42 protein-coding genes are annotated in these 24,882 nt (G+C 30.5%); 36 read left to right on the top strand and 6 right to left on the bottom strand.

All coding sequences use genetic code 11. The annotated features are described in order from the left end of the window. Nucleotides 1-55: 55 nt before the first annotated feature. The 4 genes from C7N44_RS01840 to C7N44_RS01825 all read right to left on the bottom strand — a co-directional run bounded on the left by C7N44_RS01840 (nucleotide 56) and on the right by C7N44_RS01825 (nucleotide 2,613). Nucleotides 56-406, bottom strand: a complete 351-nt coding sequence (locus C7N44_RS01840) for a hypothetical protein (RefSeq protein WP_105956219.1) — start codon at nucleotides 404-406, stop codon at nucleotides 56-58. 3 nt (nucleotides 407-409) lie between these two features. Beyond that, nucleotides 410-1,771: a DUF4041 domain-containing protein gene (locus C7N44_RS01835; protein WP_105956218.1), complete on the bottom strand. Its 1,362-nt coding sequence runs from the start codon at nucleotides 1,769-1,771 to the stop codon at nucleotides 410-412. 77 nt (nucleotides 1,772-1,848) lie between these two features. Further along, nucleotides 1,849-2,265, bottom strand: coding sequence for a M78 family metallopeptidase domain-containing protein (locus C7N44_RS01830; RefSeq protein ID WP_105956217.1), 417 nt, complete (start codon nucleotides 2,263-2,265; stop codon nucleotides 1,849-1,851). Between the two features lie 3 nt (nucleotides 2,266-2,268). Beyond that, nucleotides 2,269-2,613 carry a helix-turn-helix domain-containing protein gene (locus C7N44_RS01825; protein WP_105956216.1) on the bottom strand — a complete coding sequence of 115 codons (345 nt, stop codon included), beginning with the start codon at nucleotides 2,611-2,613 and terminating at the stop codon, nucleotides 2,269-2,271. Nucleotides 2,614-2,767: 154 nt separating this feature from the next. Here C7N44_RS01825 and C7N44_RS01820 point away from each other — a divergent pair, with 154 nt between their 5' ends. The 4 genes from C7N44_RS01820 to C7N44_RS07970 are packed head-to-tail and all read left to right on the top strand — an operon-like array spanning nucleotide 2,768 to nucleotide 3,576. Then, complete coding sequence (locus tag C7N44_RS01820) at nucleotides 2,768-3,028, top strand: helix-turn-helix domain-containing protein (protein WP_105956215.1); 261 nt, start codon at nucleotides 2,768-2,770, stop codon at nucleotides 3,026-3,028. Then, nucleotides 3,022-3,231: a hypothetical protein gene (locus C7N44_RS01815; RefSeq protein WP_105956214.1), complete on the top strand. Its 210-nt coding sequence runs from the start codon at nucleotides 3,022-3,024 to the stop codon at nucleotides 3,229-3,231. Before C7N44_RS01820 ends, C7N44_RS01815 begins: the two co-directional genes overlap by 7 nt. A 12-nt stretch (nucleotides 3,232-3,243) precedes the next feature. Then, nucleotides 3,244-3,399, top strand: coding sequence for a hypothetical protein (locus C7N44_RS07975; protein WP_157945013.1), 156 nt, complete (start codon nucleotides 3,244-3,246; stop codon nucleotides 3,397-3,399). Between the two features lie 12 nt (nucleotides 3,400-3,411). Further along, nucleotides 3,412-3,576 (top strand): hypothetical protein, encoded by a 165-nt coding sequence (locus C7N44_RS07970; protein WP_157945012.1) that lies wholly within the window; start codon nucleotides 3,412-3,414, stop codon nucleotides 3,574-3,576. On the opposite strand, the gene C7N44_RS01810 is transcribed toward C7N44_RS07970, so the two are convergent. After that, complete coding sequence (locus C7N44_RS01810; RefSeq protein WP_105956213.1) at nucleotides 3,550-3,825, bottom strand: hypothetical protein; 276 nt, start codon at nucleotides 3,823-3,825, stop codon at nucleotides 3,550-3,552. The two genes, C7N44_RS07970 and C7N44_RS01810, sit on opposite strands and share 27 nt — an antisense overlap. 50 nt (nucleotides 3,826-3,875) lie before the next feature. Here C7N44_RS01810 and C7N44_RS01805 point away from each other — a divergent pair, with 50 nt between their 5' ends. The 8 genes from C7N44_RS01805 (at nucleotide 3,876) to C7N44_RS08105 (ending at nucleotide 7,979) form a co-directional block, all read left to right on the top strand. Then, on the top strand, nucleotides 3,876-4,136 hold the full coding sequence (locus tag C7N44_RS01805) for a hypothetical protein (protein ID WP_105956212.1): 261 nt from the start codon (nucleotides 3,876-3,878) through the stop codon (nucleotides 4,134-4,136). Between the two features lie 2 nt (nucleotides 4,137-4,138). Further along, nucleotides 4,139-4,288, top strand: a complete 150-nt coding sequence (locus C7N44_RS07965; RefSeq protein WP_157945011.1) for a hypothetical protein — start codon at nucleotides 4,139-4,141, stop codon at nucleotides 4,286-4,288. A gap of 6 nt (nucleotides 4,289-4,294) precedes the next feature. Further along, on the top strand, nucleotides 4,295-4,468 hold the full coding sequence (locus C7N44_RS07960; RefSeq protein WP_157945010.1) for a hypothetical protein: 174 nt from the start codon (nucleotides 4,295-4,297) through the stop codon (nucleotides 4,466-4,468). 107 nt (nucleotides 4,469-4,575) lie between these two features. Further along, on the top strand, nucleotides 4,576-5,058 hold the full coding sequence (locus C7N44_RS01800; RefSeq protein WP_105956211.1) for a host-nuclease inhibitor Gam family protein: 483 nt from the start codon (nucleotides 4,576-4,578) through the stop codon (nucleotides 5,056-5,058). A gap of 2 nt (nucleotides 5,059-5,060) precedes the next feature. After that, nucleotides 5,061-6,443 carry a DEAD/DEAH box helicase gene (locus tag C7N44_RS01795; RefSeq protein ID WP_105956210.1) on the top strand — a complete coding sequence of 461 codons (1,383 nt, stop codon included), beginning with the start codon at nucleotides 5,061-5,063 and terminating at the stop codon, nucleotides 6,441-6,443. Beyond that, nucleotides 6,440-7,165, top strand: a complete 726-nt coding sequence (locus C7N44_RS01790) for an AAA family ATPase (RefSeq protein ID WP_105956209.1) — start codon at nucleotides 6,440-6,442, stop codon at nucleotides 7,163-7,165. Before C7N44_RS01795 ends, C7N44_RS01790 begins: the two co-directional genes overlap by 4 nt. A gap of 31 nt (nucleotides 7,166-7,196) precedes the next feature. Beyond that, a complete protein-coding gene (locus tag C7N44_RS01785; protein ID WP_105956208.1) occupies nucleotides 7,197-7,727 on the top strand; it encodes a DUF669 domain-containing protein in 531 nt (176 codons plus the stop codon). A 72-nt stretch (nucleotides 7,728-7,799) separates the two neighbouring features. Continuing rightward, nucleotides 7,800-7,979, top strand: a complete 180-nt coding sequence (locus tag C7N44_RS08105) for a hypothetical protein (protein WP_105956207.1) — start codon at nucleotides 7,800-7,802, stop codon at nucleotides 7,977-7,979. On the opposite strand, the gene C7N44_RS01775 is transcribed toward C7N44_RS08105, so the two are convergent. Next, a complete protein-coding gene (locus C7N44_RS01775; protein ID WP_105956206.1) occupies nucleotides 7,976-8,341 on the bottom strand; it encodes a hypothetical protein in 366 nt (121 codons plus the stop codon). The two genes, C7N44_RS08105 and C7N44_RS01775, sit on opposite strands and share 4 nt — an antisense overlap. A gap of 222 nt (nucleotides 8,342-8,563) precedes the next feature. Between C7N44_RS01775 and C7N44_RS01770 the strand changes: the two genes are divergently transcribed. The 24 genes from C7N44_RS01770 (at nucleotide 8,564) to C7N44_RS01655 (ending at nucleotide 24,870) form a co-directional block, all read left to right on the top strand. After that, entirely contained in the window at nucleotides 8,564-9,355 is a 792-nt protein-coding gene (locus C7N44_RS01770) for a bifunctional DNA primase/polymerase (protein WP_105956205.1), read from the top strand. Nucleotides 9,356-9,357: 2 nt separating this feature from the next. Continuing rightward, complete coding sequence (locus C7N44_RS01765; RefSeq protein WP_105956204.1) at nucleotides 9,358-10,770, top strand: virulence-associated E family protein; 1,413 nt, start codon at nucleotides 9,358-9,360, stop codon at nucleotides 10,768-10,770. A 318-nt stretch (nucleotides 10,771-11,088) separates the two neighbouring features. Beyond that, nucleotides 11,089-11,412 carry a VRR-NUC domain-containing protein gene (locus C7N44_RS01760; protein ID WP_225362923.1) on the top strand — a complete coding sequence of 108 codons (324 nt, stop codon included), beginning with the start codon at nucleotides 11,089-11,091 and terminating at the stop codon, nucleotides 11,410-11,412. A 2-nt stretch (nucleotides 11,413-11,414) separates the two neighbouring features. Beyond that, entirely contained in the window at nucleotides 11,415-11,852 is a 438-nt protein-coding gene (locus C7N44_RS01755) for a hypothetical protein (RefSeq protein WP_105956203.1), read from the top strand. 513 nt (nucleotides 11,853-12,365) lie between these two features. Continuing rightward, nucleotides 12,366-12,827, top strand: a complete 462-nt coding sequence (locus C7N44_RS01750; RefSeq protein ID WP_105956202.1) for a hypothetical protein — start codon at nucleotides 12,366-12,368, stop codon at nucleotides 12,825-12,827. 299 nt (nucleotides 12,828-13,126) lie between these two features. Then, nucleotides 13,127-13,735, top strand: coding sequence for a DUF1643 domain-containing protein (locus tag C7N44_RS01745; protein ID WP_157945009.1), 609 nt, complete (start codon nucleotides 13,127-13,129; stop codon nucleotides 13,733-13,735). A gap of 62 nt (nucleotides 13,736-13,797) precedes the next feature. Next, nucleotides 13,798-13,989 (top strand): hypothetical protein, encoded by a 192-nt coding sequence (locus tag C7N44_RS01740; RefSeq protein WP_105956200.1) that lies wholly within the window; start codon nucleotides 13,798-13,800, stop codon nucleotides 13,987-13,989. A gap of 48 nt (nucleotides 13,990-14,037) precedes the next feature. Further along, nucleotides 14,038-14,280: a hypothetical protein gene (locus C7N44_RS01735; RefSeq protein ID WP_105956199.1), complete on the top strand. Its 243-nt coding sequence runs from the start codon at nucleotides 14,038-14,040 to the stop codon at nucleotides 14,278-14,280. Nucleotides 14,281-14,295: 15 nt separating this feature from the next. Continuing rightward, nucleotides 14,296-14,847 carry a terminase small subunit gene (locus C7N44_RS01730; RefSeq protein WP_105956198.1) on the top strand — a complete coding sequence of 184 codons (552 nt, stop codon included), beginning with the start codon at nucleotides 14,296-14,298 and terminating at the stop codon, nucleotides 14,845-14,847. Nucleotides 14,848-14,861: 14 nt separating this feature from the next. Beyond that, complete coding sequence (terL, locus tag C7N44_RS01725; RefSeq protein ID WP_105956197.1) at nucleotides 14,862-16,319, top strand: phage terminase large subunit; 1,458 nt, start codon at nucleotides 14,862-14,864, stop codon at nucleotides 16,317-16,319. An 11-nt stretch (nucleotides 16,320-16,330) separates the two neighbouring features. Beyond that, a complete protein-coding gene (locus C7N44_RS01720; RefSeq protein WP_157945008.1) occupies nucleotides 16,331-17,893 on the top strand; it encodes a phage portal protein in 1,563 nt (520 codons plus the stop codon). Further along, nucleotides 17,890-18,807: a hypothetical protein gene (locus tag C7N44_RS01715; RefSeq protein ID WP_105956195.1), complete on the top strand. Its 918-nt coding sequence runs from the start codon at nucleotides 17,890-17,892 to the stop codon at nucleotides 18,805-18,807. Before C7N44_RS01720 ends, C7N44_RS01715 begins: the two co-directional genes overlap by 4 nt. A 17-nt stretch (nucleotides 18,808-18,824) precedes the next feature. Next, on the top strand, nucleotides 18,825-19,346 hold the full coding sequence (locus C7N44_RS01710; RefSeq protein WP_105956194.1) for a capsid assembly scaffolding protein Gp46 family protein: 522 nt from the start codon (nucleotides 18,825-18,827) through the stop codon (nucleotides 19,344-19,346). A 19-nt stretch (nucleotides 19,347-19,365) separates the two neighbouring features. Then, nucleotides 19,366-19,740, top strand: coding sequence for a hypothetical protein (locus C7N44_RS01705; RefSeq protein ID WP_105956193.1), 375 nt, complete (start codon nucleotides 19,366-19,368; stop codon nucleotides 19,738-19,740). Between the two features lie 14 nt (nucleotides 19,741-19,754). Then, complete coding sequence (locus C7N44_RS01700) at nucleotides 19,755-20,996, top strand: major capsid protein (RefSeq protein ID WP_105956192.1); 1,242 nt, start codon at nucleotides 19,755-19,757, stop codon at nucleotides 20,994-20,996. Between the two features lie 15 nt (nucleotides 20,997-21,011). Continuing rightward, nucleotides 21,012-21,236, top strand: coding sequence for a hypothetical protein (locus C7N44_RS01695; RefSeq protein WP_105956191.1), 225 nt, complete (start codon nucleotides 21,012-21,014; stop codon nucleotides 21,234-21,236). Then, complete coding sequence (locus C7N44_RS01690; RefSeq protein ID WP_105956190.1) at nucleotides 21,229-21,567, top strand: hypothetical protein; 339 nt, start codon at nucleotides 21,229-21,231, stop codon at nucleotides 21,565-21,567. Before C7N44_RS01695 ends, C7N44_RS01690 begins: the two co-directional genes overlap by 8 nt. A gap of 2 nt (nucleotides 21,568-21,569) precedes the next feature. Further along, nucleotides 21,570-22,085, top strand: a complete 516-nt coding sequence (locus C7N44_RS01685; RefSeq protein WP_105956189.1) for a hypothetical protein — start codon at nucleotides 21,570-21,572, stop codon at nucleotides 22,083-22,085. A gap of 12 nt (nucleotides 22,086-22,097) precedes the next feature. Then, nucleotides 22,098-22,412 (top strand): hypothetical protein, encoded by a 315-nt coding sequence (locus tag C7N44_RS01680; RefSeq protein ID WP_105956188.1) that lies wholly within the window; start codon nucleotides 22,098-22,100, stop codon nucleotides 22,410-22,412. Nucleotides 22,413-22,440: 28 nt separating this feature from the next. Beyond that, nucleotides 22,441-22,791: a hypothetical protein gene (locus tag C7N44_RS01675; RefSeq protein ID WP_105956187.1), complete on the top strand. Its 351-nt coding sequence runs from the start codon at nucleotides 22,441-22,443 to the stop codon at nucleotides 22,789-22,791. Beyond that, nucleotides 22,791-23,267 carry a phage neck terminator protein gene (locus C7N44_RS01670; protein WP_105956186.1) on the top strand — a complete coding sequence of 159 codons (477 nt, stop codon included), beginning with the start codon at nucleotides 22,791-22,793 and terminating at the stop codon, nucleotides 23,265-23,267. Before C7N44_RS01675 ends, C7N44_RS01670 begins: the two co-directional genes overlap by 1 nt. Before the next feature lie 12 nt (nucleotides 23,268-23,279). Continuing rightward, on the top strand, nucleotides 23,280-24,014 hold the full coding sequence (locus C7N44_RS01665; protein WP_105956185.1) for a hypothetical protein: 735 nt from the start codon (nucleotides 23,280-23,282) through the stop codon (nucleotides 24,012-24,014). 52 nt (nucleotides 24,015-24,066) lie between these two features. Beyond that, complete coding sequence (locus C7N44_RS01660; protein ID WP_105956184.1) at nucleotides 24,067-24,384, top strand: hypothetical protein; 318 nt, start codon at nucleotides 24,067-24,069, stop codon at nucleotides 24,382-24,384. A gap of 15 nt (nucleotides 24,385-24,399) precedes the next feature. Further along, nucleotides 24,400-24,870: a hypothetical protein gene (locus C7N44_RS01655; protein ID WP_105956183.1), complete on the top strand. Its 471-nt coding sequence runs from the start codon at nucleotides 24,400-24,402 to the stop codon at nucleotides 24,868-24,870. The last annotated feature ends 12 nt before the right edge of the window (nucleotides 24,871-24,882 follow it).

Here is a 24,882-nt window from a genome sequence, read left to right as displayed (position 1 = left end):
TTAAAAACCACCTTATCTTAATTATTAATAGGGTGGCTTATTTATTGTGAAAGAATCATTTATATATGATAATTTTCTTAACCTTATATGAAGGCATTAACAAGTGAAATCCTGATTCGTTTATTTTTCCATATATACCTATCTTCTTATTGATGTATGTTGCAACATAATAAAATACATCTCCACCACCTTGATTGTCTGTTATATTTTTTAGTTCTTGTTTATCATGATTTTTAATATAATTAAAAGTATAGCTATTGATACAGTACTTTTTAATTCTGGTGGTGGGATACCTGATAACCTTATTGAATTGATGGCTAGTTGAGTATGCTCCTTCTTGGTCATATACTATAAGGCCAACTACAATAACCACAAAAAACATAAATATTAAAATTACTTTTTTCATTTTTTATTCCAATAAACAATCAATCTTTTGTTTTTCTGCTGCCTTATTATCAATTTTTAGTGTTTCTCTATATTCATCGGCTACAGGTATTTCGTTGAAGTCTACCGTAACATTATCATATTTTTTTAGTTCATTTTCTATTTCATCTATGCTTATATGAAAAAATTCTTTTCTACCATTTATTTTATTTACTCTATTTTTACTAAATCTTTTGTGTAATTTATTTTCTAACGCAAAAGCATCAGTACTAAAAATAAGAGCGTGAATATCAAACTTAAAAGGTACTGAAGCACTACTTAACTCTCTAACTCTATCCTCAGGTTTTAATCTTCTAGTTACACCTATCTTAACAATATTTTTACCTAATGATCCAATATTAGAAATTATATAAACATATCCAGCTTGTGCATTATATAAAGTACTATTTAGGCCATCTTTTTTGTCATTGTTGTCTTTTATTTTTTGTTTTAGACTTTTAATCTCATCTTTAAGTTCTTGTGTTTGGTCTTCTCGTGCTTCTAATTCTTCAATAGCCTTACTGTAGTGATCTATATCTTTATCTATACTTTTATTTTGTTTTTCAACATCTTTTTTAAGCTGTTTTTCTTCTCTTTCTTTTCTTCTTTCCTCTTTAAGTTGTTCTTTTTCTTCTTCTTTTTTAAGCTCATACCCAAAAGCTAAATCTAATTCGTTTATTTTATAATCTAAATAAAATTGTTCTATTCTTAGATCGTTTAAACTATACATTTTATTATGTTGTTCACAAGATTTAATTATTCTATTTTCAATTCTATAATAATTAGAATGATTTACTTTTTTAATTGCTTCTGTACATTCGTTATTAAAACTTCTCATCATTGCTTTAATATTCTTTCTTATTAAACTCTTACCCATTGCAATGCTTCCGTTTAATCTCCAATTAGGATCATAATGAACAGCTGTTTTATTTTTTATAGAGTCCTTTTCCTTTTGCCTGATTTTCTTTAATTTTTCTTTGTATTCCCAAGAACTTTCAAACTTATAATTAGAATCATAAAGCCCATAGTTGCTAATTTCAACATTAGAATTTAGATCTCCAACTTCCGCTTTTAAATCTTCTAGGGCTTCTTGTTTTTTACCAATCTCTTCCATTATTGCTTTTAATTTATCCTTTTCTAATGTTGTTTCTGTTTCAATATCATTTTTTTCTTTTTCTCTTTTATGTATTAAATTATTTAAATCATTTGCTGACATTGCCTGTAGTGATAACTTAACATTTAACTTTTGGTTAAGCCTGTTGTTTTCTTCACTAATATTATTGTTTTCTGTTTCTAAAGCCTTAATTTTTCTTTTAAATTTGTTAATTTTAAATATGTCTAAGAACACTTATTATCTCTCCCTTAATTATGTAATATAACTATAATATCATAATTATATGTATAAAAAATAGGCTGCTTGTTATCCTAGCAGCCTTTTTGTATATATTTAGATGTTATATGTTTTGTTTCATTCACCAATTTTCCAGGTATATTCAATTGTCTCATTAAAGGATAAATATTATTTATAGTGTATTCACATTTTTTTAAATATGCAGGCACCAGTATATTTAGAGCTTTGATATTAGCGTTATATTCAAATGATAACTTATAATTACAACTATCAGATTTATAAAGTGATAATTCATCTTCATTTAGAATATGAGCTATTTCATGAGATAGGGCAAACGGAATTTGAGCATTGTTCCAATTTAAATTTAAAACTATTAATTTTTTATCATTAAGTACTAAGCAAGGTGTATCCATATTAGCGTGTACTGTTTCAACACCAATTCCATGATCAAATGCGTAGTTTAATAAATCCTTTAAAATATCACTGTACATATATTACTTCCTTAATAATCTTTTTAATAGCTCTTTATCTTCGTCAGTTAACTCTTTACCTTGAAAAGTCATATAATCACCATTATCAATCATTTGTGCAATATCCTTTTCTTCATTATTGTTTAAATCATCATATCCTGCTGCTTCATATAATTCCTTTGAAGAAATATGAAGTGCTTTAGAGATCTTATCTATGGTTGATGGTTTTATCTTATTGCTAACTTTATTATTTTCTAATCTAGATAAATAGCTAGCAGAAATATCTGCGTATGTACTTAGTTGTCTTATACTCATTTTTTGACTGTCTCTTAATTTATGTATTTCTGTACCCAATTTTTTATTGTCCATTTTCTTTTCTCCCAAATATGTATTTTCTAATTAATAATTTAACACACTGTTTACAAAAGTGAACAATATTTTTTCACTTTTTGATTAAAAAGTGTTGCATTAAGTGAAACAGTATTGTATTATATAAATTGTTGAAAGGGGGGTATCGATATAAATGATCACTTACGTAGTTAAAAATTCAGATTACTTTCAAAAATTAATTAGACAAACTGGTATGAATAATAACGAATTCGCTAGTACTTTAGGTGTTACTCGGGTTTATCTTTCGGCCGTTATTCACAAAAGAAGTAATTTATCAGCTCCAGTTGCAAATTTTATTTCATTACTTCTTAAAGTTGATAAAAAAGATATTTTTTTAGATGCTAGTGTTGTTAAAAGTGAAACAAAGTTTAAAGGGAGAAATTCATTATGTTAATCAATTTAATTAAGTACAAAGGAAAAACAGTAAACGACGTGGTTGATGCAATGCACGAAAAAGGAATAAAAATATCCAAGTCAACATTTTACAGGAAATCAAGAAATGATGATTTTACTTTTGGTGAAATGCTTGTAATTGAGAAAATACTAAATATGAGTATGGAAGAGATTGATCATATTTTTCTTCATACATGTTATTAGGAGGTGTATGTAATGGATGAAAGTTTAGGAAAAATTAAGTTACCACTAAATATTGATATTGATGATGATTTCTTTGAAGAATTAAAAAATCATCCAGAAATTATCAATGATAAGCAATACATCAAAGGACTTTTAAAGAAAAGCCTCAGTTTCGACATAATTATGTAAGGAGGGGATGTAATGAAACTAACTATTGAAGGCAAGCCAGATGAAATTAAAAGTATACTAAAAAATCTCTCAGCTACTGCGAATAGCCAAGAGATTAGTGAATATGCTGATAAAACGATAGATGAGATCACAAACAAAATGCATAAAAATTTATTTATTAACAAAGAACTTCTTTAAGACTCTTTTATTTACTGAATTATCTCTGATTGAATTTATTTTCATGAATTCAATCATCAATTCATCACGTTCTTCCAAATCATCAGAAATACGTTTCTCAAAATCTTTCTGATTTTTTCTAATATCTTTTGAACGCTTTTTAAACTTGTCTAATATTTTTTGCGTTTTTTCTTGAATCTTAGGTCTTATTTCATCACTAGCTTCTTTAAAATATTTATTATATTTTTCATCAAATTCTTTTTCATCCATTATTATTCACCACCTTTCATTAAACATTATAACAAAAGGAGAATTTAACTATGCCAACAGCGTATTTAACAGGCGTTAGACGTCCGCTAAAAGACTTATATGACGACTTAATGGAAAAACAACAAGAATTAGACATTGTTAATTCTAAGCTACATGAAAAGCAAGCTCAATTAGATTTGAAAGATAGCTTATTAGGTAAGCAATCAAAAATGCTTATCGATAAAGACAACAAAATCGATTCACTCAAAGAAGAAGTGAAAGCAAGAGAACTAACTATTCAAAATATGTACAAAGTAGGATGGAGGATTTAAATATGTTCAGATTTATAACGAGATTATTTCACGCAAAAGAAAAAGCCGTTGATGTCACCAGCATCAACGACCGAGATAAATACATTAGTAATTATTTAATCCACTTTAATTCTAATAGTTATGGACAATTATTTCAAAGCAAAAAGTGGTGAATCATTATGGAAAATTTATATACATCTTCAGATGATGCATTAGATAGCTTTTTATATGCATGTACACATCATGAGAAAAGTTTTGCTGAAAGCATGTTAATTGATGTATCAAATAATTGTTCCTATTCAGATGCACATGATGCATTAGATGATTACTTAGCTGAATTTAGAAGTAAATAATTTGATTGAGTTAACTAAAGAACAAGTTCAACAATTACATGATTACAGTAATTATATTGATTTGATAATTGCTTCAAGACAAGAAAGTTTAAAGGAGAATATCTGTAATGAGTGAATCAGAATTTATTATTCAAGATGATATGACGGCTAATTGGGCTTTTAGTAAATTAGCTGAAGATAAACAAAAATTAATTGATTTAGATAAGCAGAAACAAGCATACATGGATCAAGTTAATAGTTGGTATGAGAGAAAAGCCAACAAGATTATTGATCAACGTGATTACATGCAATCTAAGTTAAATGATTATCGGATTACCAAACCAGGTGGCAAAATTGATGTTCCATTTGGAAGGACCATTGTTAAAAATTTGCATAAGCCTAAATATAACGATGATAAATTGCTAAATTACGTTCGTATGAATCAACCAAAAATGATTAAGACTGAGTATAAATTTAGCAAAAATGAACTTAAAAAACATTATCAAATTGTTGATGGAAAAGCCATTGATGATAATGGTCAAATTATTGACGGAATTAAATTTGAACAGACTGAAAGCGTAAGTTTCAAGCTAAATAAAGGAACTGAATAATAATGTTTAAATTACGTGATTATCAAAATGAAACCATTGAGAATATCCAAGAATCATTGGTTAAGGGTAATAAATCTATTATTGTACAGTATCCACCTCGATCTGGAAAAACTGTCATTATGGCTGAAATTGCTCGTAGAACCACTGCAAAGGGTAATCGGGTTTTGTTTATAGTTCACAGAAAAGAAATTATTCAACAAGTTAAAGCAACATTTAAGGAGCAAGGTGTTGATCCTGAATTATGTACAGTAGGGATGGTGCAAACATTAACTCGTAAGGTGAATAAATTAAAACTACCTAATTTAATTTTAATTGATGAAGCTCATCATGTTTTAGCTCGTTCATATTTAAACATTATCGCACATTTCCCCAAAACAATCAGATTAATGTTTACGGGAACTCCTTATCGCCTAAGTGGTAAAGGATTTGAAAATGTTGCAGATGATTTAATTGAAGGTCGCCAAGTAAGTTGGCTAATCAAACATAATCGTTTATCACCAGTTGATTATTATGCACCAAAATTTATTAATGTAAATGAACTAAAGACTAACCATGGTGAATATACCAATAATTCAATTGATGATGCAATGAAACCCAAAATATATGGTAATGCAGTTAAAAATTATCAAAAAATAGCAAATGGAACTAATGCAATTGCTTATTGTCATAATGTTCAAAGTGCCAAAAAACTAGCTGCAGCTTTCAATAAAGTAGGAATTAGTTCGGTTGAAGTTGATGGATCTACTGAACAGACCAAACGGGATGAAATTATTAAGAAATTTAAGAATGGCAAAATAAAGGTTTTAACTAATGTTGAATTATTTACTGAAGGACTTGATTTACCAGGAGTAGATACAGTAATTCAGTTGAGACCAACGAAATCACTAAGCTTATTTTTACAGTTCAGTATGCGATCTATGAATTATCGCTTAGGTAAACGGGCTATCATTATTGACCATGTTGGGAATGTTGAAAAATTTGGTTTACCCACAGATGAACGTCATTGGTCGCTGAAGGGTAAAAATAAAAGTAAATCATCCACTGGTGAACAAATTAAACCGGTCACTGTATGTAATAACTGTTTTGCAACATTCTATCGAACGAATAATTTTTGTCCATTCTGTAATGCGATATTAACTGATAATAGTAATTCAGAAATCGCAGTTGATAGTAAAGCAGAACTGAAAAAAATTACGGAACGCAAAAATAAACGAGTGCAAAGAATAGATAAAATTATGCAAAACAATCTATATAAAGAAGTTGCTGGTAAGACGATTGGTGAACTGCATAGCATGAAACAATTAAAAGCTTTTGCAGAGTTACACGGCTATAAAAAAGGTTGGTCTTACATGCAAGGCAAGAGGAAAGGAATTATTAAGAAATGAGTATTTTACCAATTAATGAACCTAAACCCACCATTGATACACCTAGAAATTATTTTATCTATGGTGCAACAATGAGCGGAAAAAGTTATTTAGCAGAAAGGTTTCCTAAACCATTATTTTTAAACACTGATGGTAATTCATTGGCCAATCCCGCTCCATCGATTCAACTAAGAAATGTAAAAAATGAGAATGGTAATTTGAAGCAGTCAGTATTAAAAGATTTAGATGAAATTATGTTTGATTTACAAACTCAGAATAAAAAGAAAGAGTTTGGTTATGAAACCATTGTATTGGACGTGATTGATGATATTTGCCAGTTGATTGAACAGGCAATATGTACAGAAGCAGGGGTTAAATCTTTAGCTGATATTGGTTACGGAAAAGGCTATGCAACTTTTAACACGGTATTACAGGATTTAGTAATGAATTTAAAGTCCTTACCATTAAACATTGTTTATGTTTCAAGAGTTAGTTATGAAACTAAGGATGGTGATAATAGCAAAGCTAAAGAAATTCCATCTTTAAAAACTAAATATTATAACGTGGTCAACGGCAATTGTGACCTAGTAATTCATACACAAAAAATAGGTAACAATTATTTAAGAACTATCAAAGACAAACGTAAAAAATACTATGCGGATAAAATTGATGATCCTAAAATATTAAGAATTTTAAAAGCAGTACCAGGGGCTATTAGTGAACGCCCAACTGAAAACAAATAAAAAATAATTAAATTTAAAAGGAGAAAGTATTATGAGTTTAGCAGATTTAGTAAATAACAATTTAAAAGATTTTGATCCAAAGAAAGACAACATCAACGGTGGTGGTAATGGTTTACCAGCTGGTGATTATAAAGTAAGTATTTCAGAAGCTGGTCATACTGTTTATAAAAGTGGCTATGACTGTTTGAAATTTAAGTTTGAGGTAATTGAAGGTGAACACACTGGTGAAAGTGAATTAATGAATGTTAGCTTTGCTGAAACTAGTAAAAAAGGTAATCCAATTCCAGATTTTGTTCTAGAACGTAATATGAAAACAATATTAACTTTAAGTGAATTAATGGATGCGGGTGTTACATCGGATATGTTTCTATTAGGTAATGAAACTGATATTCATGTAGCTATTGATAAAAAAATTAATGACAAAGTGGGTGTAGTAGTAAACATGAATATTAGTGAACGTCCTAACAAAAAAGATCCTAGCAATCCATATAAAGAATATGAATTTTCTGAAGCTAAACAACCAGAAAGCATTGATATTGATGATGAAGATTTACCATTCTGATAAATTAAATAGGACAGTAGCCTAACTACTCAAATGGGGTGAGAAGCCCATTAATATTAGGAGGGATGATAAATGAATAAAAAAATAAAGCACATAATGTACTTTATTCTTCAAGTATTTATAATAATTAATCTTTGGTTTATATTTCCATATTGGTGGGGTCAAATAATACTTGCATTTTTATCCGCAACAACATTCTCAGGATTGATATTAATAATTATAGAGATTTTGGATTATATAAATAATATTTAAATGGTTTTATGAATATATTCATAAATTAATGTTTTTATTATTGGATACGTTAATCCAAATATCCAATATATTAAATTTAAAAGCTTACTTGCAACAGATTCTTGTTTAATACCTAGATATAACAATAATTTTTGAGGCAAAAACATTATAGTCTCAATCCAAAAATTTATTTTAAAATTTTGATTATATTTATAAGTATAAAAATCAACTAAATTACTTAATAAAGGAACTTGTTGTTCTATTAGTAATGCATTTTGAGATGGAAAACTAGCAATTACGTCAACTTTTACTAATCTTGTTTTGTTTAGCGCAGTTGTAGCATAAGTTGTTCTTTGCTGATCACCATATTCTTTTCGATACAATCTTACAAATGAACTATTATTAGGAGCCTGTTTAGAATCATTAAATGCCCATTTTTCAAACTGAGATTGTATATTTTTAATTTCTTTTAAATCAGATTTTGTTAAGAAAATTCTTAAAATGAAAATTAATATAAAAATAAATAGTAAATATAAATAAATAATTTTTAATCATCCTTTCTCTAAATAATTATAACAAAATGAATAATCAAAGGAGGTAAACCAATGAAAAACCTAATCAACTATGCAATCGCTTATGCTAAGGCAGGTTTTTCAGTACTTCCCATGCATGATAAGCAGCCGCTAATTAAATTTGCTGATCAACCGCCATTAACTACTAATGAAATTACTAAACTATGGAAACAATATCCATTTGCTTCAATTGCATTACGAACTACTAACTTTTTTGTTGTTGATATTGATGAACACGATGGCGGTCAAGATGGGTTTAAGTCAATTCAAGAATTTAAGAATAAACATCCAGATTTATTAACGCATACTTTAACCCAAGCCACAGCTGGTGGTGGACAACAACGATTTTATTTAAAAAGAGATGACACCACCATTCATCAAAATATTGGCTGGCTTCCAGGTGTCGATATTAAGGCACATAAAAATAATTATGTAGTCGTTGCTCCCAGCGAACGTAATGGTAAAAAATATGAATGGTTAAATCATGATCCAATCGTAACGGCACCTAAGCAATTGATTCAATTAATTAATAAAAATAATAATTATGCTGATGATGATATTAGCTTTGATAAATTCAGCGGTTTAAAAACCAAAACAACACTTTTATTTGAAACCATTTCCAATGGACTGGGTAATAATGGCAGTCGTAATAATAACTTAACTAGTTTGGTGGGTGGATTATTATTTAGAAATGTTGAACCAGAAGATGCTTACAATCTAGCTTGCATTGCCAACAGCAATACTAATGATCCATTACCAGATAAAGAGTTAAATACCACCTTTTCAAGCGTACAAAAGAAAGAGATTAGACGGAGAGGAGGTTAATAATGGCTAAGCGAAAAATGCCAGATGACTTAAAAAAAGAATCTGACTATTTAAAAGTTATATCTATGGAAAATACTAAAAATGGATATGAACGTAACGATGATGGGAAATTAAAATCCAATTCAGCTAAAAATGTCCGTCAATTGCTATTACATGATGATGTACTAAAAGATGTTGTTGGTTGGAATGATTTTACGCAGACCATAACAGTTATGAAAGATATTCCAGAATTACTAATCAAAAAGGGTACATTTCGAGATATTTATAAAGACATGATATCAGGATACATTGAGGATAAATTTCATATAATTTTTAAAAAAGACATTTTTATTAGTGGATTAAAGCAAGCTGCAGTTAGACAAATATTTAATCCAGTTATTGATCGTATCAATGCTGAAAAATGGGACAAAGTTAAACGTGTGGATACTTTTTTTATTGACTTTTTAGGTGCTGAAAATAGTAATTATGTAAAACAAGTTACTCGTAAATGGCTTACTGGGGCGGTTGCTCGAGCATTACAACCAGGAATTAAATTTGAACTGATGCCAGTATTAATTGGCCAACAAGGATTAGGAAAATCGACATTATGTAATTCATTGTGTCCAGAGTATTTTTTAGATAATTTACCATCATTAAGTGGAATTAATAAAGACAATTTAATGTTAATTAAGGATAACTGGATTGTGGAAGTTGCTGAACTATCTGCTATGAGTAAAACCGCTATTGAAGGCACTAAAGCATTTATTTCAACACGAGTCGATAAATATAAAGCACCATATGCCAGTACAATCGAGGATCATGCTCGTCGTTGTGTATTTATTGGAACCACAAATGAATCTGAATTTTTAAAGGATAAAACTGGTAACCGTAGATTTCTACCGATTCAATGTGGAATCAATAAACCAACTAAAAATGTTTTTAAAATTAGTCCTGAGTATATTTTACAGTTATTAGCTGAAGCTAGAACGTTATACGAAAACCATGAACCATTATATTTAGACGAAGATACTAGCAATGAATTAGCTAATATTCAAAAGGAAAATATAGTTGAGGATCCATTGGAAGAATCGATTAAAGAATATTTAGATATGCCAGTCCCAGAAGATTGGGAAAAATATACAATGTTTCAAAAACGTAATTACTACAATCGTTATAAGGACAATGATTCATTAACTGACAAAGAAACTAATAGTTTACATCCAGAAAGTTTAGTAAGTATCAATAAAATCACGACTAAAGAGATATTACAAGTTATTTTAGATATCCATGGTCATGACTTGATGATGGCTAGCCGTGGTAGTTATGGCAAAAAGATAGCATTAGTGATGAATAGTTTAAACGGTTGGAAAAAAGTTTCAGCAATGCGAATAAATAAAAAAGTAGTAAGAGGTTGGAGAAAAAACGTAAACATGTAGTTAAAACTATAAGCATGATGTAAGCATGTGTTTTGTGTACATGTTTACACTGCTTATTACTGGTATGTCAGTAATTATAGATATATGTAAGCATGTTAAGCATGTAAATTAGACAACATATAAAGGATGTATAAATAACTATGTGCATAGTAATAAATAGGGTAACACGAAAACATGCTTAACATGCTTACAAACACTTAAGAATGTTGTTATATCAATATTTTTCGCAATTATAATACATGCTTACAATATAATTTTTACATGCTTCGTTTGTAAACATGACATGCATACAAATTAACAAATCGGAGGTAAAAAACAATGCACATCACACCGGAACATCAAATACAAAATGAAATTCGTGTTGCATTAACACAACATGATTGCACCTGTTTTCGAGCTAATGTAGGAAAAGTATTTATGAGTAATGGAAAATTTTTCGATACCGGACTACCTAAAGGTTACCCTGATTTATTTGGATTTCGACATTCAGACGGAAAAATATTCTTTATTGAAGTCAAAAATGAAATTGGCAGATTAAGACCTGAACAAAAAACATTTAGAAAATTTGCAGCTAATTATCCAGTGTTATATGGAGTTGCTAGAAGTGCAAATGATGCAATAAAAATTATTGAAGGTGATTAATAATGCAAAGACATGTTAGAAAAATAGTAGAAAAAATGTTATTTGATTATCCTAAAATTGATGAGTACGTAAAACAAAGAGTCGAAGAAATTAAGAATCCATTTGATGAATTTAAAGATGAAAATGTAGGGGGAGGTAAATCTAATAAAACAACACTAGCAGTTGAAAATTTAGTGATCAGTATTGATGAAGATAAAACTTTAAATGCTTTAAAAAGGCAGAAACATGCAATAACTAATTCAATCACTAAGCTTTCACCAGATGTGTTTACTGTCTTTAAAAAATATTATTTCGATGGTCAAGTTAGAAATCGAACTTTAGTTAGTTTAGCCAATCAATATCATTTAAGTAGATCTGTTATTTATCGTGAAAGAGATTTATTTTTTGCAGATATCTTAAAACAGCTTAATTTATACTATTATTTACAGAAAAATTTATAACTGGGAAAAAACTGGGAATCATGGGGGTACTTATCCGTTATAATGTGTATAGTGAGACTTTTATAAAAAGCAACACACATTAATTAACACTACTTAATAAAAATCCTTACTAAAAACTATTGAATCCAATATATATGTAATTCAGGCAGTCAGAAGTGGCTGCTTTTTTATATGGTTAATAATTTAAATAATTAATATATTTTCAATCAAAATTCCTGATCATTAACGCTTAATTGAATTAATTATTATTCAATGGTAATCAATGTACTAAGTTACCTTAACTTTTATAATTAAAATTAAGTAAAAATACAGTTTTAAGGTGAATTAATGTTATTATGGTTAATTGCCTTGATAACAGTAATTGATGATGGTTAGAAGGGCAAAATTTAATTGAAAAAACATGATTGGACTTTGAAAACTAAAATGTTTCTTATGAGATTGGTAAAGGCAGACTATATTGAGGAGTAATGTTATAATATATCCAATTATTAATTATGGAGATGCTTATAATATATGGCTTTAATATTTTTCCTAATGCTAATTGGATCATTCATTTATATAATCTATCTTTCAATGAAAAGAAAAAAGAGTCTTGAGCAAATAGCTGACTCTTTATCATCTGAAGATAGATCAAGATGGGACTTCTATACAAAATCTAGAAAAATTGCCTCTATTTCTAATCTTAGCTTAGGAACATTTTTAGGTATTGCAATTTCTATTTTTGCAATTGAATTCTTTTATAGTTTTAAAATATACGTTGCATGTTGGATATTGTTCTTTATAATGCTAGTTTTTCAGTTTGTTACAGTATTTGCTAAACGTCTTTTGCAAAACTATAATGATTTTATAGGAATTAATTTAGATTTATTTAATAAAAATACAAAGTCATTTAAGATAATTCAATATGTAATCATTGTTTTATTTGATATTTTATTAATGTCATTTTGCTATGCAATCTATTTATTTTATAAATAATTTTGTAATATTTGCTAAATTTAGACTTTGTGAAACTGCTTCACAAGCGTCCAATTCACAAAGATGTTTGTGAAAAGCGCATTTGACAAATGAAAATGAGTTTTGCGTACTGCTAAATCAAGGTTTCTGAAAACAACTTCGGATAATAAACAGTTATGTAAAGTAGAGCAAACCAATATGCTATAAACATTGATGCAAAAGCATTTTAATGCTGCAAAATAACAAAATAAGCCTTGTGATCATCTTAAATCGTAGGGCTTTTATAAAATGTAACTAAAATGTAATATATGGGGGATAAAATGGTTTTTTCTTATAAAAAATATATTAGCAGTGTCTGCTGCAATTTTGATGGAGATAGTATGTATTCATATAGATACTATCTTCGGGCTGATACTAAAGCAAATAGTTTTAAGTCTTTATTTATATTAATGGAAAACCCTAGCATTGCCAATTCTATGTATGCTGATCCTTCAGTTAATTATCTATCTAATTTATTCCATTCAGATTATAAAAGTATTTATATAATAAATACTTTCGCTATCATAGCATCTTCAGGTGTAAAGTATTGTTTAGACAGCAAAAGACTATTGAAAAATTATAATAATAATAAGAACTTTTCAACTATAAAATCTTTATTTAAGAATAATAAAAAATCGGAATTATTATTAGCTACTGGAAAAGTTGAAAATTTTAATTCACTTTACTATGAAGAAATTATTGACGAAGCATTAAACAATAGTTTTCATTTGTCTGCATTAGCAGATGCTGTTGGGAACATTTCAAACTCAAATGGATTTTCATATCATCCACGTTTTTTTATTACCGGATATGGTAAAAATAATTATTGCCATGCGGCGTACAAGGTATCGATTAAAATTGATAAGAAAAATTATTATAAGATTAAATAATTTTTAAGAACTCATTTCGAGTTCTTTTTTTTATACATAAAATCAAAAGGTGGTGAGATAAAATGCTAACATTTAAAGGCTCTAACGGTAGTTTAATTGAATTAACTGGTTTAAACGATGATCAATTAGAAGATATTTTAAAATATGCTGAATCAAGTTATATGAATATTAAAAGTAGCACTAATGTAAGTGCTAATACTAGAGTTTCACAATCAAGTTATGAGCAACCTGGACAACCAAATAATCAAGCATAGGATAGCTAACTAGCTATCCTTTTTTATATGGAAGGAGTGAATTAATAAATGAATAATAAATATTTCAAAGTTAAATGGCAAAAAGGTGTTATTAGTAAGCATGGTGTTAATGGTGCATCACTTAATGATATTTTAAAAGTTGCTAAAGAACGTTTATCTATTTTAAATGATCAGCATCCCTGTAAAGAAAATCGTTTAACTATGATTGCTATTGATAATGCAATTAATTATCAAGATATGCGTACACTGAACCGTACTAAATGTGGTGTCGAAAGTACTTATAGTAATTAGAAAGGAGGAATAACTATGGCAAGGCCTAAAACTAAGCCAAAGAAAAGATTACCAGTTGATATTAGAAATTTAGCACATAAATTAACTGCTCGTCAGTTAAAGTTTGCTGATTATTATATTGAATATTCAAATGGTACTAAAGCGGCCATAGCAGCTGGTTATAGTAAAGCCACTGCTTATGCTATTGCCTGTGAAAATCTTAAGAAACCTAAGATTCGTGAATATGTTGATGCTCGCAATGATTTTATTAGTTCACAAAAGGTTGCTGATCAGACTGAAATTAATGAACGCCTAACTGCAATTGCTAGAAATGAAGTAACCGATACAGTTGCAACAGGTGGCAAGATTTATAATGATGCACCTATTGCAGTGAAAGACCAGATATCAGCATTGAAGTTATTAGGTAAGACTCGAGGAATGTTTACTGATAAAGTACAAACAGAATTATCTGGTTCTATTGATTTCAGTCAATTAAAGGATGTTTCTGATAATACTTTAGAAAAATATGCTGATAATGATGAATCAGACAATAAGTTTGATGTTAACAAAGACTATCCAGATGCCTAGAAAGGAGGTCAAACATGAGTCCTAAGCAAGAACAAATGTTGCAGCAAGTATCACGAATGGCATTAGCTAAACGTTCTTATGGTAATTATTTTAAGTTAGCACATGACTATAATGTTGAAATGTTCCCGCATACTAAATTAATTTGTGATAAGTTGCAAAAGATTATTAATGGTGAACGTAAATGCTATATTGTTGAAATGCCACCACAACATGGTAAATCAACAACCATAACTGAAACTTTTCCTAGTTATTATTTAATGAATAATCCAGAAAAAGAAGTGATGATTGCCAGTTATTCTGATACATTGGTACAAAAGTTTGGCCGCTTTAATCTAGGTAAATTTACACAATTTGGTAAGCCAATGTATGGGTTAACAGTTGATCCTAGAAAACGAACTCAAAATGAATGGCAAATTGATGGGCATAAGGGTGCTTTACATGCAACTACCATTTTAGGTTCAGCGACTGGGAAACATGCAGATTTATTAATTGTTGATGATCCATTAAAAAATATGGCTGAAGCTAGCTCACCTAATCAACGTCAAAAGATATGGGATGAGTGGCAGGCCAGTTTTACTTCTCGTTTGTCTGCGGATGCATCAATTATTGTTATTATGACTAGATGGAATGCAGATGATTTAGCAGGTCGCTTATTAAAGGAAAATGCTTTTCCATGGGAAGAAATTAGATTACCAGAAATAGCTGAAAAGAATGATATTCTTGGTCGTAAACCAGGAATGCCATTATGTCCATTTCCACCAATGAATAAAGGACTAAAATGGGCAGAACAAGTGAGAGCTAACGCAGGTGGTCGTGTTTGGGAAGCATTATATCAACAGAGACCAGTGCAGGATGGTGGTAATATTTTTAAATTATCTACCATTAAGTATTATTTACCAGATGCAATTACTGCTGAGAAGTTAGGGCTGCAAAATGATAAAAATACAGTGGTTCTACCAGAATTAGATAAACGTTGGAGCAGTTGGGATTTAACCTTTACTGCTAGTGATACTTCTGATTATGTAGCTGGACAAACCTGGGGAAGTTCTGGTAGCAATAAATATTTATTAGATCGTGTACATGACCGAATGACTTTTGATGAGCAAATTAAATCCATTGTTAGTATGCACGAACGGCAACCAGAAGCCAGTGCAATTTATATTGAAGACAAAGCTAATGGTTCTGCTGTGATTAATATGATAAAGAATTATGTAAGTGGTGTAATTCCAGTAGTCCCTCATGGTGATAAAGTTACTCGTGCTAATGTTGTAGTACCATATTTTGAAGCTGGAAATATTTATGTTCCTCATCCTAAATGGAAACCTGAAATTCGTAAGATGTTAGATGAATGGGTGGGCTTTCCTAATTTAGAACATGATGATGAAGTAGACTCCATGACACAAGCTTTATCACAAGAGGCCAGTCATCGTGGTGCTTCAGTAGCTACTTACACTAAATTTAGTATTTTTTAGGAGGTGAAATGATGTCTAGCTTAATTGATTTTATTTTTGATAATGACAATCCTTATCGATTCATCAGTGGTTTTAATAATCAAGATGGTGTTACAACTCCGTTTTTTACTGATCATATTTATTTGGATGATAATGATGTGCTGCACGCAATGCCTGATTTTGATATTACTGAGAATTTAGATGAAGTTAATGAATTATTAAATAGTTATGCTGATTTATTAAGTATTTATCATGCTAAAATGCGTGTCTATAAAGGTGACCATAGTGCTTTGCATCAGGGATTTTATAGTCCGTTGCTAAAAGAATTTGAAAAGAATATGAGTATTAATATTCCTAAAAACATGGTCAATACTTTTGCCGGATTTTTTGCTGGGATTCCAGCTAAAGTTAATTATGTACCTAATGGTTCTTCAGCTAATGATCCATTAGACGATAAAAGTCAAAAGATTAATGATTGGTTAAGTAATGTACTTAACCGTAGTAATTATTCTGATATTTTGTTTGAATGGGCGAAAAAAGCTGATATTTACGGCCATAGTTATGCAATTAGTTACTTAGATAAAAATGACAAAGTTAAGTTTAGAGATTTAAGTCCTGAAAATTGCTTAATAGTATATGATAATTCAATGAACGAGAATCCATTATTTGCAATTTATTTTATTAAAATAAATGGTGTTTTTATGGGAACCTTATATACTGATGAATTTATGTATGACTTTGGTGTTGATGAATTAACAGATTCTAATAAATTCGACAAAAAACAAGTTAAGAATGATTTAGGGATGATTCCAGTTGTTGAAATGTTAGAAAATGATGAACGAATGGGATTATTTGATGATGCTATCTCAGCTATTGATAAATTAGACAAAGTCTATTCTTTAAAGTTTAATGATGTTAAATACTTTAGTAATGCATTGCTATTCTTAAAGGGCTTTAATGCATTAGACGAGAAACAACAAGACACTGTTCAAAAAATTCATGTTTTACAACCGGTTGATAAGAATGGAAGGGCTATTGATGCTAGTGACATTGATGCTAAATTTTTGTCTAAACCTCAAAATGATCAACAGCAACAAAATTTCATTCATGACATTTCATCACAAATTTATCAAAATGCTCAAATTATTAATTTATCTGATCCAACTTTAGGTGCATCAGCTAGTGGGGATGCCTTAGGCAAAAAACTACAGCCAATGGTCATGCTAGCAGGAGCAAAAGCTCGTAAAATGACTAATGCTTTCAAACAAATAATTACTATTATGTTAACTCAATGTGATTGCTTGAATGGACAAAGTATTGATGATGTTGTAGCTGATATACAAGTTAAATTTACACCAAATATTCCACATTCATTGTTGGATGAAAGTAATATTGTTAAAAATCTTAATAATATTGTTTCTTTGCCAACGTTATTATCTTATTTATCCAATATTAATAATGTTCAACAAGAAATTAGTCAGATTAATGCTGAAAAGCAAACAAACATGCAACAATTCCAAAAAGCCGGTGCCGATGATTCAAATGATGGTGATTATCCAGATGACAGTAAAGTTTCCGGAAGTGATGATAATTGAGTACACGTTCAGCACAATTAATTACAGGTATATTAAACGACCGTCAATTTATTAATAGCTTATATGATAGCGCACAAGGTAATTTTAAAAATTATCTGATGCGTTTTTTTTATGCCGAAAATAATGATGGCATTGTATCAACTAGTGATTTACGAAAAAATGTTGATTCCAATGACTATGATTTATTTAGAAGAGTATTAAATCAATATTCTAAGCCGTTGGTTAATGATGATGAGGGTGTATTAAGGCTTGAAAAGGCTAAACATATTGCTGGTATGAATAAGCAAAACTTACTGAATGCAATTACATCAATAGTTATTGCTGCCACATCAAAAGATGTTAGTAAATATTTAGGCAGTTCACTGATCAATGAATATCAGTATGCAATGGCTTGGCAAGAACGTGAAGCCAGAAATACACATCACCGAACAAACGTTCAATATTCAAACAATGATATTGATAATCAAGCCAAAAATTTATTAGATGAAAAGAATTATGGACTAACAGTTGACCAACGAGTTTGGGTTAAAAATGATAAATTAGCAAATCAAACTATTGATGCTGTTAATAAAGGTTTAATGGTGGGGATTACGACTGATTATATTAATAATCATTTGTTTAAGCCATTTACCACAAGTCCTAATTCAGTTGAAACTATTTTTAATAAGACAAAAAACTTTTATAAAAATCAGCTGATAAATCAAGAAAAAAATCGTTTTGGAATCAGTGCTGCTAATGATGTATTCGATAGATACTCAGTTAATAAATTAAATTGGAATTTAGCTAGTACACATAATCATACTGATGCATGTGATGATCTAGCACAGGGCAGTCCGTACAGCAAAGCGGACTATCCAAGTAGACCTCATTGGGGTTGCATTTGTTTTCCAAGCCCTGCATATGAAAAATATTAAAAAGGAGATGAAGGCTTATGACAGAACCGAATAAAACGGATCCAAAAAAGGAACCATTAAATCCTGGTCGTAAAGATTTTGATGAATTGAATGGTCGTATCGATAAGATTGAAAGCAGTATAGGTGGTTTTACCAAGCAATTCCAAGCATTTATGGACAGCAATAAGAAAACTGATCCTAAACCAGAACCTAAGAAAGAACCAGCTAATTTAACGCTTGATGATGCTACTAAAAAAGAAATTGAAGATTTAAAACAATTTAAGGCTGATCGTGAACAACAAGATGCACGTAACCATCAAATTGGCATTGCTAAAGCAGTTGCTGAAGAAAAAGGTATCAAAATTGATTCAATGGTAGATAACTTATTGGGATCTGATGACGATACTACTAAATCTAACGTTACAGCTTTAGCGGATACAATTACTAATAATACAAAACCAACTGATAAAGGCATTGCAGTTAATCGTGATGTCGTAACAGATGAAAAGTCGTTTATGGATAATCTGTTAGATAACTCATTTGGTCCCGCTAAAAAATAATTAAAAGGAGTGAAAACATATGAAAAGTATGGAAACACGCAATTACACAACACGTAATGAAATTGCTTATGACTTAACTAACTTATTAGCTAAAACAGCTACTGTAGATTATCCAAACGTAGCAGCTAATAGTGAAGGTAAGAAAATTATTAAAGCCGGAACTCCAGTTGGAGGTTCTAAACCATTCCCATTTGTAATGGAACAAACACTTGTTCCAACATCTGATACACCTAGCGGAGTTTTAATGGCAGACGTTGATGTTACTAATGGCCCTGAAACAGGCACTGTAATTGTAAAGGGTGCCATCATTTTATCCAATATGGACTCAGATGTTAGAACAATGTATCAAGAAAACACTATTAAAGCTTTGCCAAGCATTACCGTAACTGAATAAAGGAGGAGTTATAAATGGCAAATTTTGCCCAATTAAGAAGTTTAAAAAATATGGCAGCATATTATGAACGAAAGGTTCAAGCATTGCCACCATATTTTGCTGAATCATATTTACCAAACCAATCAATTACATCTGATAAATTAAAGTATTTGGTATCACAAGTATCAGCACCAACATTAGCTGCAGCATCTAGTTATGATGCTAGTCCTGAACCATCTAACCGTGATGGCTTCCAAGAAAAGTTAATGTCAACTCAGTTCTTTAGAAAATCTTCAGTTTTAACTGAACACGATGCAGTTGATATTAATACCGCTTTAACAGGTAACCAATCAGATCCTTATTTGCAAACAGTAGTTAAAAACATTTTTGATAATCAAACCAAGGATCTTTTATCTATGCGTGCTAGACGTAATTACTTAGGGACCAAGGCAATTGTTGATGCTGAAATTCCATTAAAAGTTGGTGGCCAAATTCAAACATTTAAATTTGACGTTAAACCAGACTTTCAACAAGAAGCTACTACTGATTGGAGTAATGCAAAAGAAGCAAATGTTTATAGTGATGTTAAAAAAGTGCTAAAAACAATGCGTCAAATTGGTTTAATTCCTAATCAAGCAATTATGAACGATAATACTTTTGAAATGATCCAAAATAGTGACCGCATGAAAAATACTATTCCAAGTATGAATGTAAATATTGCTAATGGTAATTTAAGTGAAAATCAGGTTGTGGATTACTTCAAATCTGAATTTCATTTAGCAATTGTTCGTTGTGATGATGTATATCGTGAAAGTGATTTATCAGCAACTAATAATGCTGAATTAAAAACTTATGTTCCAGATGGTAAAGTTGCATTTGTTTTTGCACCAATGCCTAACCAAAGCTATATCGTTCCTGGTACTAATAGTTCCCAAGTATCTGACTTAAGTGGAGGCCAATGGTTAGGCCATATGAATTTCGCACCAACACCTGAACAAATTGGTGTTATGACTGGAAAATATAGTGCTAACGATGTTATTACTTTAGACACTGGTGTTACTTATCATCGATATATTGATAGAAGGTTAGCACGCGAAGAAGATTTAACTTCTATGAATGTTTTCCCATCATTAGAGGGTTCTCAAACCATCTTCCGTTTAACTGTTGCCGATACCGACAAACAATCACAAGGTGGTAATGATAGTCCTGGTAACAACAATGGTGAGCAAGAACAAAAAAATGATGATGGTAAACAAGTCACTCCACCAAAGGCTTAGCTAGGAGGCAACAAAATGAGTTATAAAGTAATTCAAGCTTTTACTGATTCCAATCCTAATTCAGCTGATGACAATGGTAATTTACATGTATATAGAAAAGGTGACGATTACCCTTTTCTACCACAATCATATAATGGTGCCAAAACTCAAGAACGTTTAGCGCAATTATTAAATCCAACTGGACCAAATGATAATTTTAATAGTCCAGTCATTGCGGAAGTTGATGATAAAGATGGATAAACAATATGTAATGCAAAAGCTACAACAAAACAATTCAGATATCGTTAATAAAATTGGAAATAACAATGCAGTAATTGATTATATTGACCGTGCCTTATTATTTGTTAAACCTTTAAATGCACCAGATTATCTAATTAATACTTTAGTTAGATTGTATACAGTACATTTAATGAATCAGCAAATTCAAGATAATACGATTACTGAAAAACTAGGACCAATGACTAAAACAATATCTGGTAATTCTAGTGATGATGCTCTAGACGAGTTTAATTCCTTATGTGATCAATATGACTTAAAATCTGGCAAATCTGTTTATTTATCTGGATTTTAATTATGGAAGAAAAAGATAATATTCCTAAAGCAATTAAGGAATTCAATAAATTAAACCATATGCAACTTAATGTGGGGATTTTAAATAGTGAAACTCAATTTTTGCAGATGATAGCCATTGTTAATAACGATGGGACTGTTATTCACGCTAAAAATTATAAATATTTGAAAATCCCAGTTAGGCAGGCTGATGGAAGAATTGAATTTGTTCAAAAAGAATCGGTACGTATTCCAGCCAGGCGTTATCTTGAAAAAACTATCGTTGATGGTGAATCAGCATGGCAAGATTTTATTTTAAACCAAGTTTTTGAGATTACTGAAGGTCATGATGTCACAGCTGACAGTATTATGAATAGTTTAGGTAACAAAGTTGTTGCAAGAATGCAAAATATTATGAAAAATTGGAGTAAACCAGGAAATGCTCCAATTACTATTGCAAATAAGGGTAAAGATGATCCACTAATTGATACAGGAAAATTAATGGAATCAATCAAATATGAAATTAAAGAAAAAATTTAGGAGGCCAATATTATGGCAATTGTATTAAGAATTTTTAAAAAAGGTGCAGACGTAGAAAAGGATTTACCATTGGCAGAGGGAACTGAAGCAATTCCATATTCTGCTTTTGTAAAAGACATTGCTCCAGGAACTAATGTTCAAACTGGTGATTATATTGCGTTAAATCACGATACTACTGGTGCAGTTAGTGATTCACCAGCAGTTGACATTCCAGGATTTACAATGCCTAGAAATGTAGCTGAAACACCTAATAACATTAATGTTAAGCCAGGTGAAAATGGTGGAGTAAGTATTTCAGAAGGTTCAGAAGGAAACACTAACGAATAATGAATGATTTTAGGAATGAGGTGCTTAAATGGATTTAGATATTGGAACTGTCATTGATGATTTTGCCAACAGTACAGTTACTGTTTTGCATAAAACAAAAGGACAACGTGTTGGTGGTGATTGGATTGATGGAAATACCGATAAGACTAAAATTAAAGAACCGCTGATACCTAATGATAAACAATCTAAATTGAGTTATTTCGATAGTGGCCAAGTTGAACTATGTGATGCAACTTTGTATTCACATCACAATGAATTCGAAATTGATGATGAAGTAATTGATGATAGTAATAATCAGAAATATACCATCGTTGATAAAACTGATTACACTAATTATTCCACTGTAGTATTTTATGGACTAAAGGCGGTGAATAGCTAATGAATGAAGCATTTAATTATCGAGACTTTATGCAAAATATTATAGAAAAAATTAAAAAAGAAACGGATATTGAGACAATCTCGCAAGGTTCTAAGCGACAAGGTCAAGAATATCCGTTTTTTAGTTATGATTTTATAAATCCACATGTAGGAATTCACATTACTGATAATACAGAACATGAATTGTTTGAAATGGTAATTGAATTTGATACACATGTAGCAGACGCTGCTAAAACCATGAATGATATTGCAGGAATTACTGGTGCCACTCAATTGGCCAATCAGCTTTATAAACTATTTAATTCTCATGAGTTTTATATATGGGCTTTGGCCAACGGGTTCGTTGTGATTGAAACCGAAGATATCAATGAAACTACTAACTTATTATCAGCACAAGTAGAGCGTTCCGCTGGCTTTCAAGTAAAGCTAAGAACAATTGATAACTTTGTTGATAATAAAGATTATATTCAAAAATAAGGAGGAGTTTAATTGATTATTCCAAAAATTACCGATGTGTATGTATCAATTGATATTGAACACCCACAAGCGGCTAAAGATTTAAAGAAAATTGCTATTTTTACTAAAGGCAATCAAGAATCATTCAAGACTTATTTAATGTTAGAAGATGTAATGGCAGATTTTGATGTTAATACTTCAGTTTATAAAATGGCAGAAACCATCTTCAGCCAAGATGATGCTCCTGAAGCCATTCAAGTCATTACTTATTCAGATAAAGCTCCAGCTCCAATGGTAAGCTCCAATAATGGACAAGTTGCTAATGACGATGTAGCGACTAAGTTTGGTGCTCCAGCTAGTGGCATTGGTCGTGCTGCTTTTGACTACTTTTATAATGACTGGGAAATTGCAATCATGTCTGATTACAACAAAAATGATGCTTTAGCATTAGCTGATGTTATTGAACATGGTGGTTATGATGGCAAGGGTTTCCATTTTATGTTGCAACAATTTGGACCATCTAATGCTTCTGATCATGTTGAATTCGACAAATATAATCGTGTTTGGCAATTCTATCATTCAAAGGAAGATGAGTATTATGTTGCTGCTTTAGCTTCTGAAGCAACTTCAGCAATTGTTGGGCAACAATCATGGAAGTTTGTTAGTGATTTAAATAATGTAACCCCTGAAGAACTAAATGCAGCTCAAATCATGGATTTAGAAAATCAAGGATTAATTTGCTATGTAACTAAGGGGGAATCATTCTAATCAAACTGATGATAAGAATAAACGAGGCTTATACATTGACTTTATTCATGGCATGGATTGGGTTAAAGCTACCATTGAAAGCAACTTACAAGATGCTTTATCACTTGATGGTAAAAAGACATTTACTTTGGATGCTAAAGGTTTAGGGGCTGTTAAGACTAATCTTGAAACATCATTAAATGAAGCTGGTAATAATGGAATTATTGCAACCGATTCAAGCAATAAATATGAATATAGTTACAATGTTCCAGATATTAATAAAATTCCACAAACTCACATTGATCGTAGGATTTTAGACCATATTAATTTCAAATATACTGCTTCTTCTGCTATTAACGAAATTCACGTTAATGGAACAGCAGTAGCATAAAGGAGGTAATGATTTATGGCAATTGAAAGTTTTAATGGCGCTGACCGTATTGATATTGGTAACGGTAAAGAATTAGATTTATATCATGCTGATGGGGTATCAATTACTGTTGTTCGTGGTAATGGTCAAACGGTAGTGCTTCGTAACTTCCAGGACGGTGATATGATTTCTGGAGATAAAACCAATAATAAATTGGAATCACTTTCTGATCCACAAGGCTCATCAGCTGGTTCAGTTTCAGGAGACCGTTTGGGAACAATGAATTCCACCTTGCAACAAGGTAGCTCTTCTAATGAATTGATGTCTGATATGTATAACGGAGATGAAGTATTTAGTCTTTGGGTACGCTATGGACATGAAAAATTTGGTGGTGATCATTGTATGATTCAAAAAGCACCAACTTCAAACTTCGGTAAAAGTGTTCCTGTACGTCAATGGAATATTCAAGTATTTGATTACGACTACGATGGAAACTATCGTAACTAGTTTATGACTTGC

Origin of the sequence: Apilactobacillus quenuiae (assembly GCF_002994005.1) — a bacterium.
GTDB lineage: Bacteria > Bacillota > Bacilli > Lactobacillales > Lactobacillaceae > Apilactobacillus > Apilactobacillus quenuiae.
This window is presented reverse-complemented; position numbering and strand designations above follow the sequence as displayed.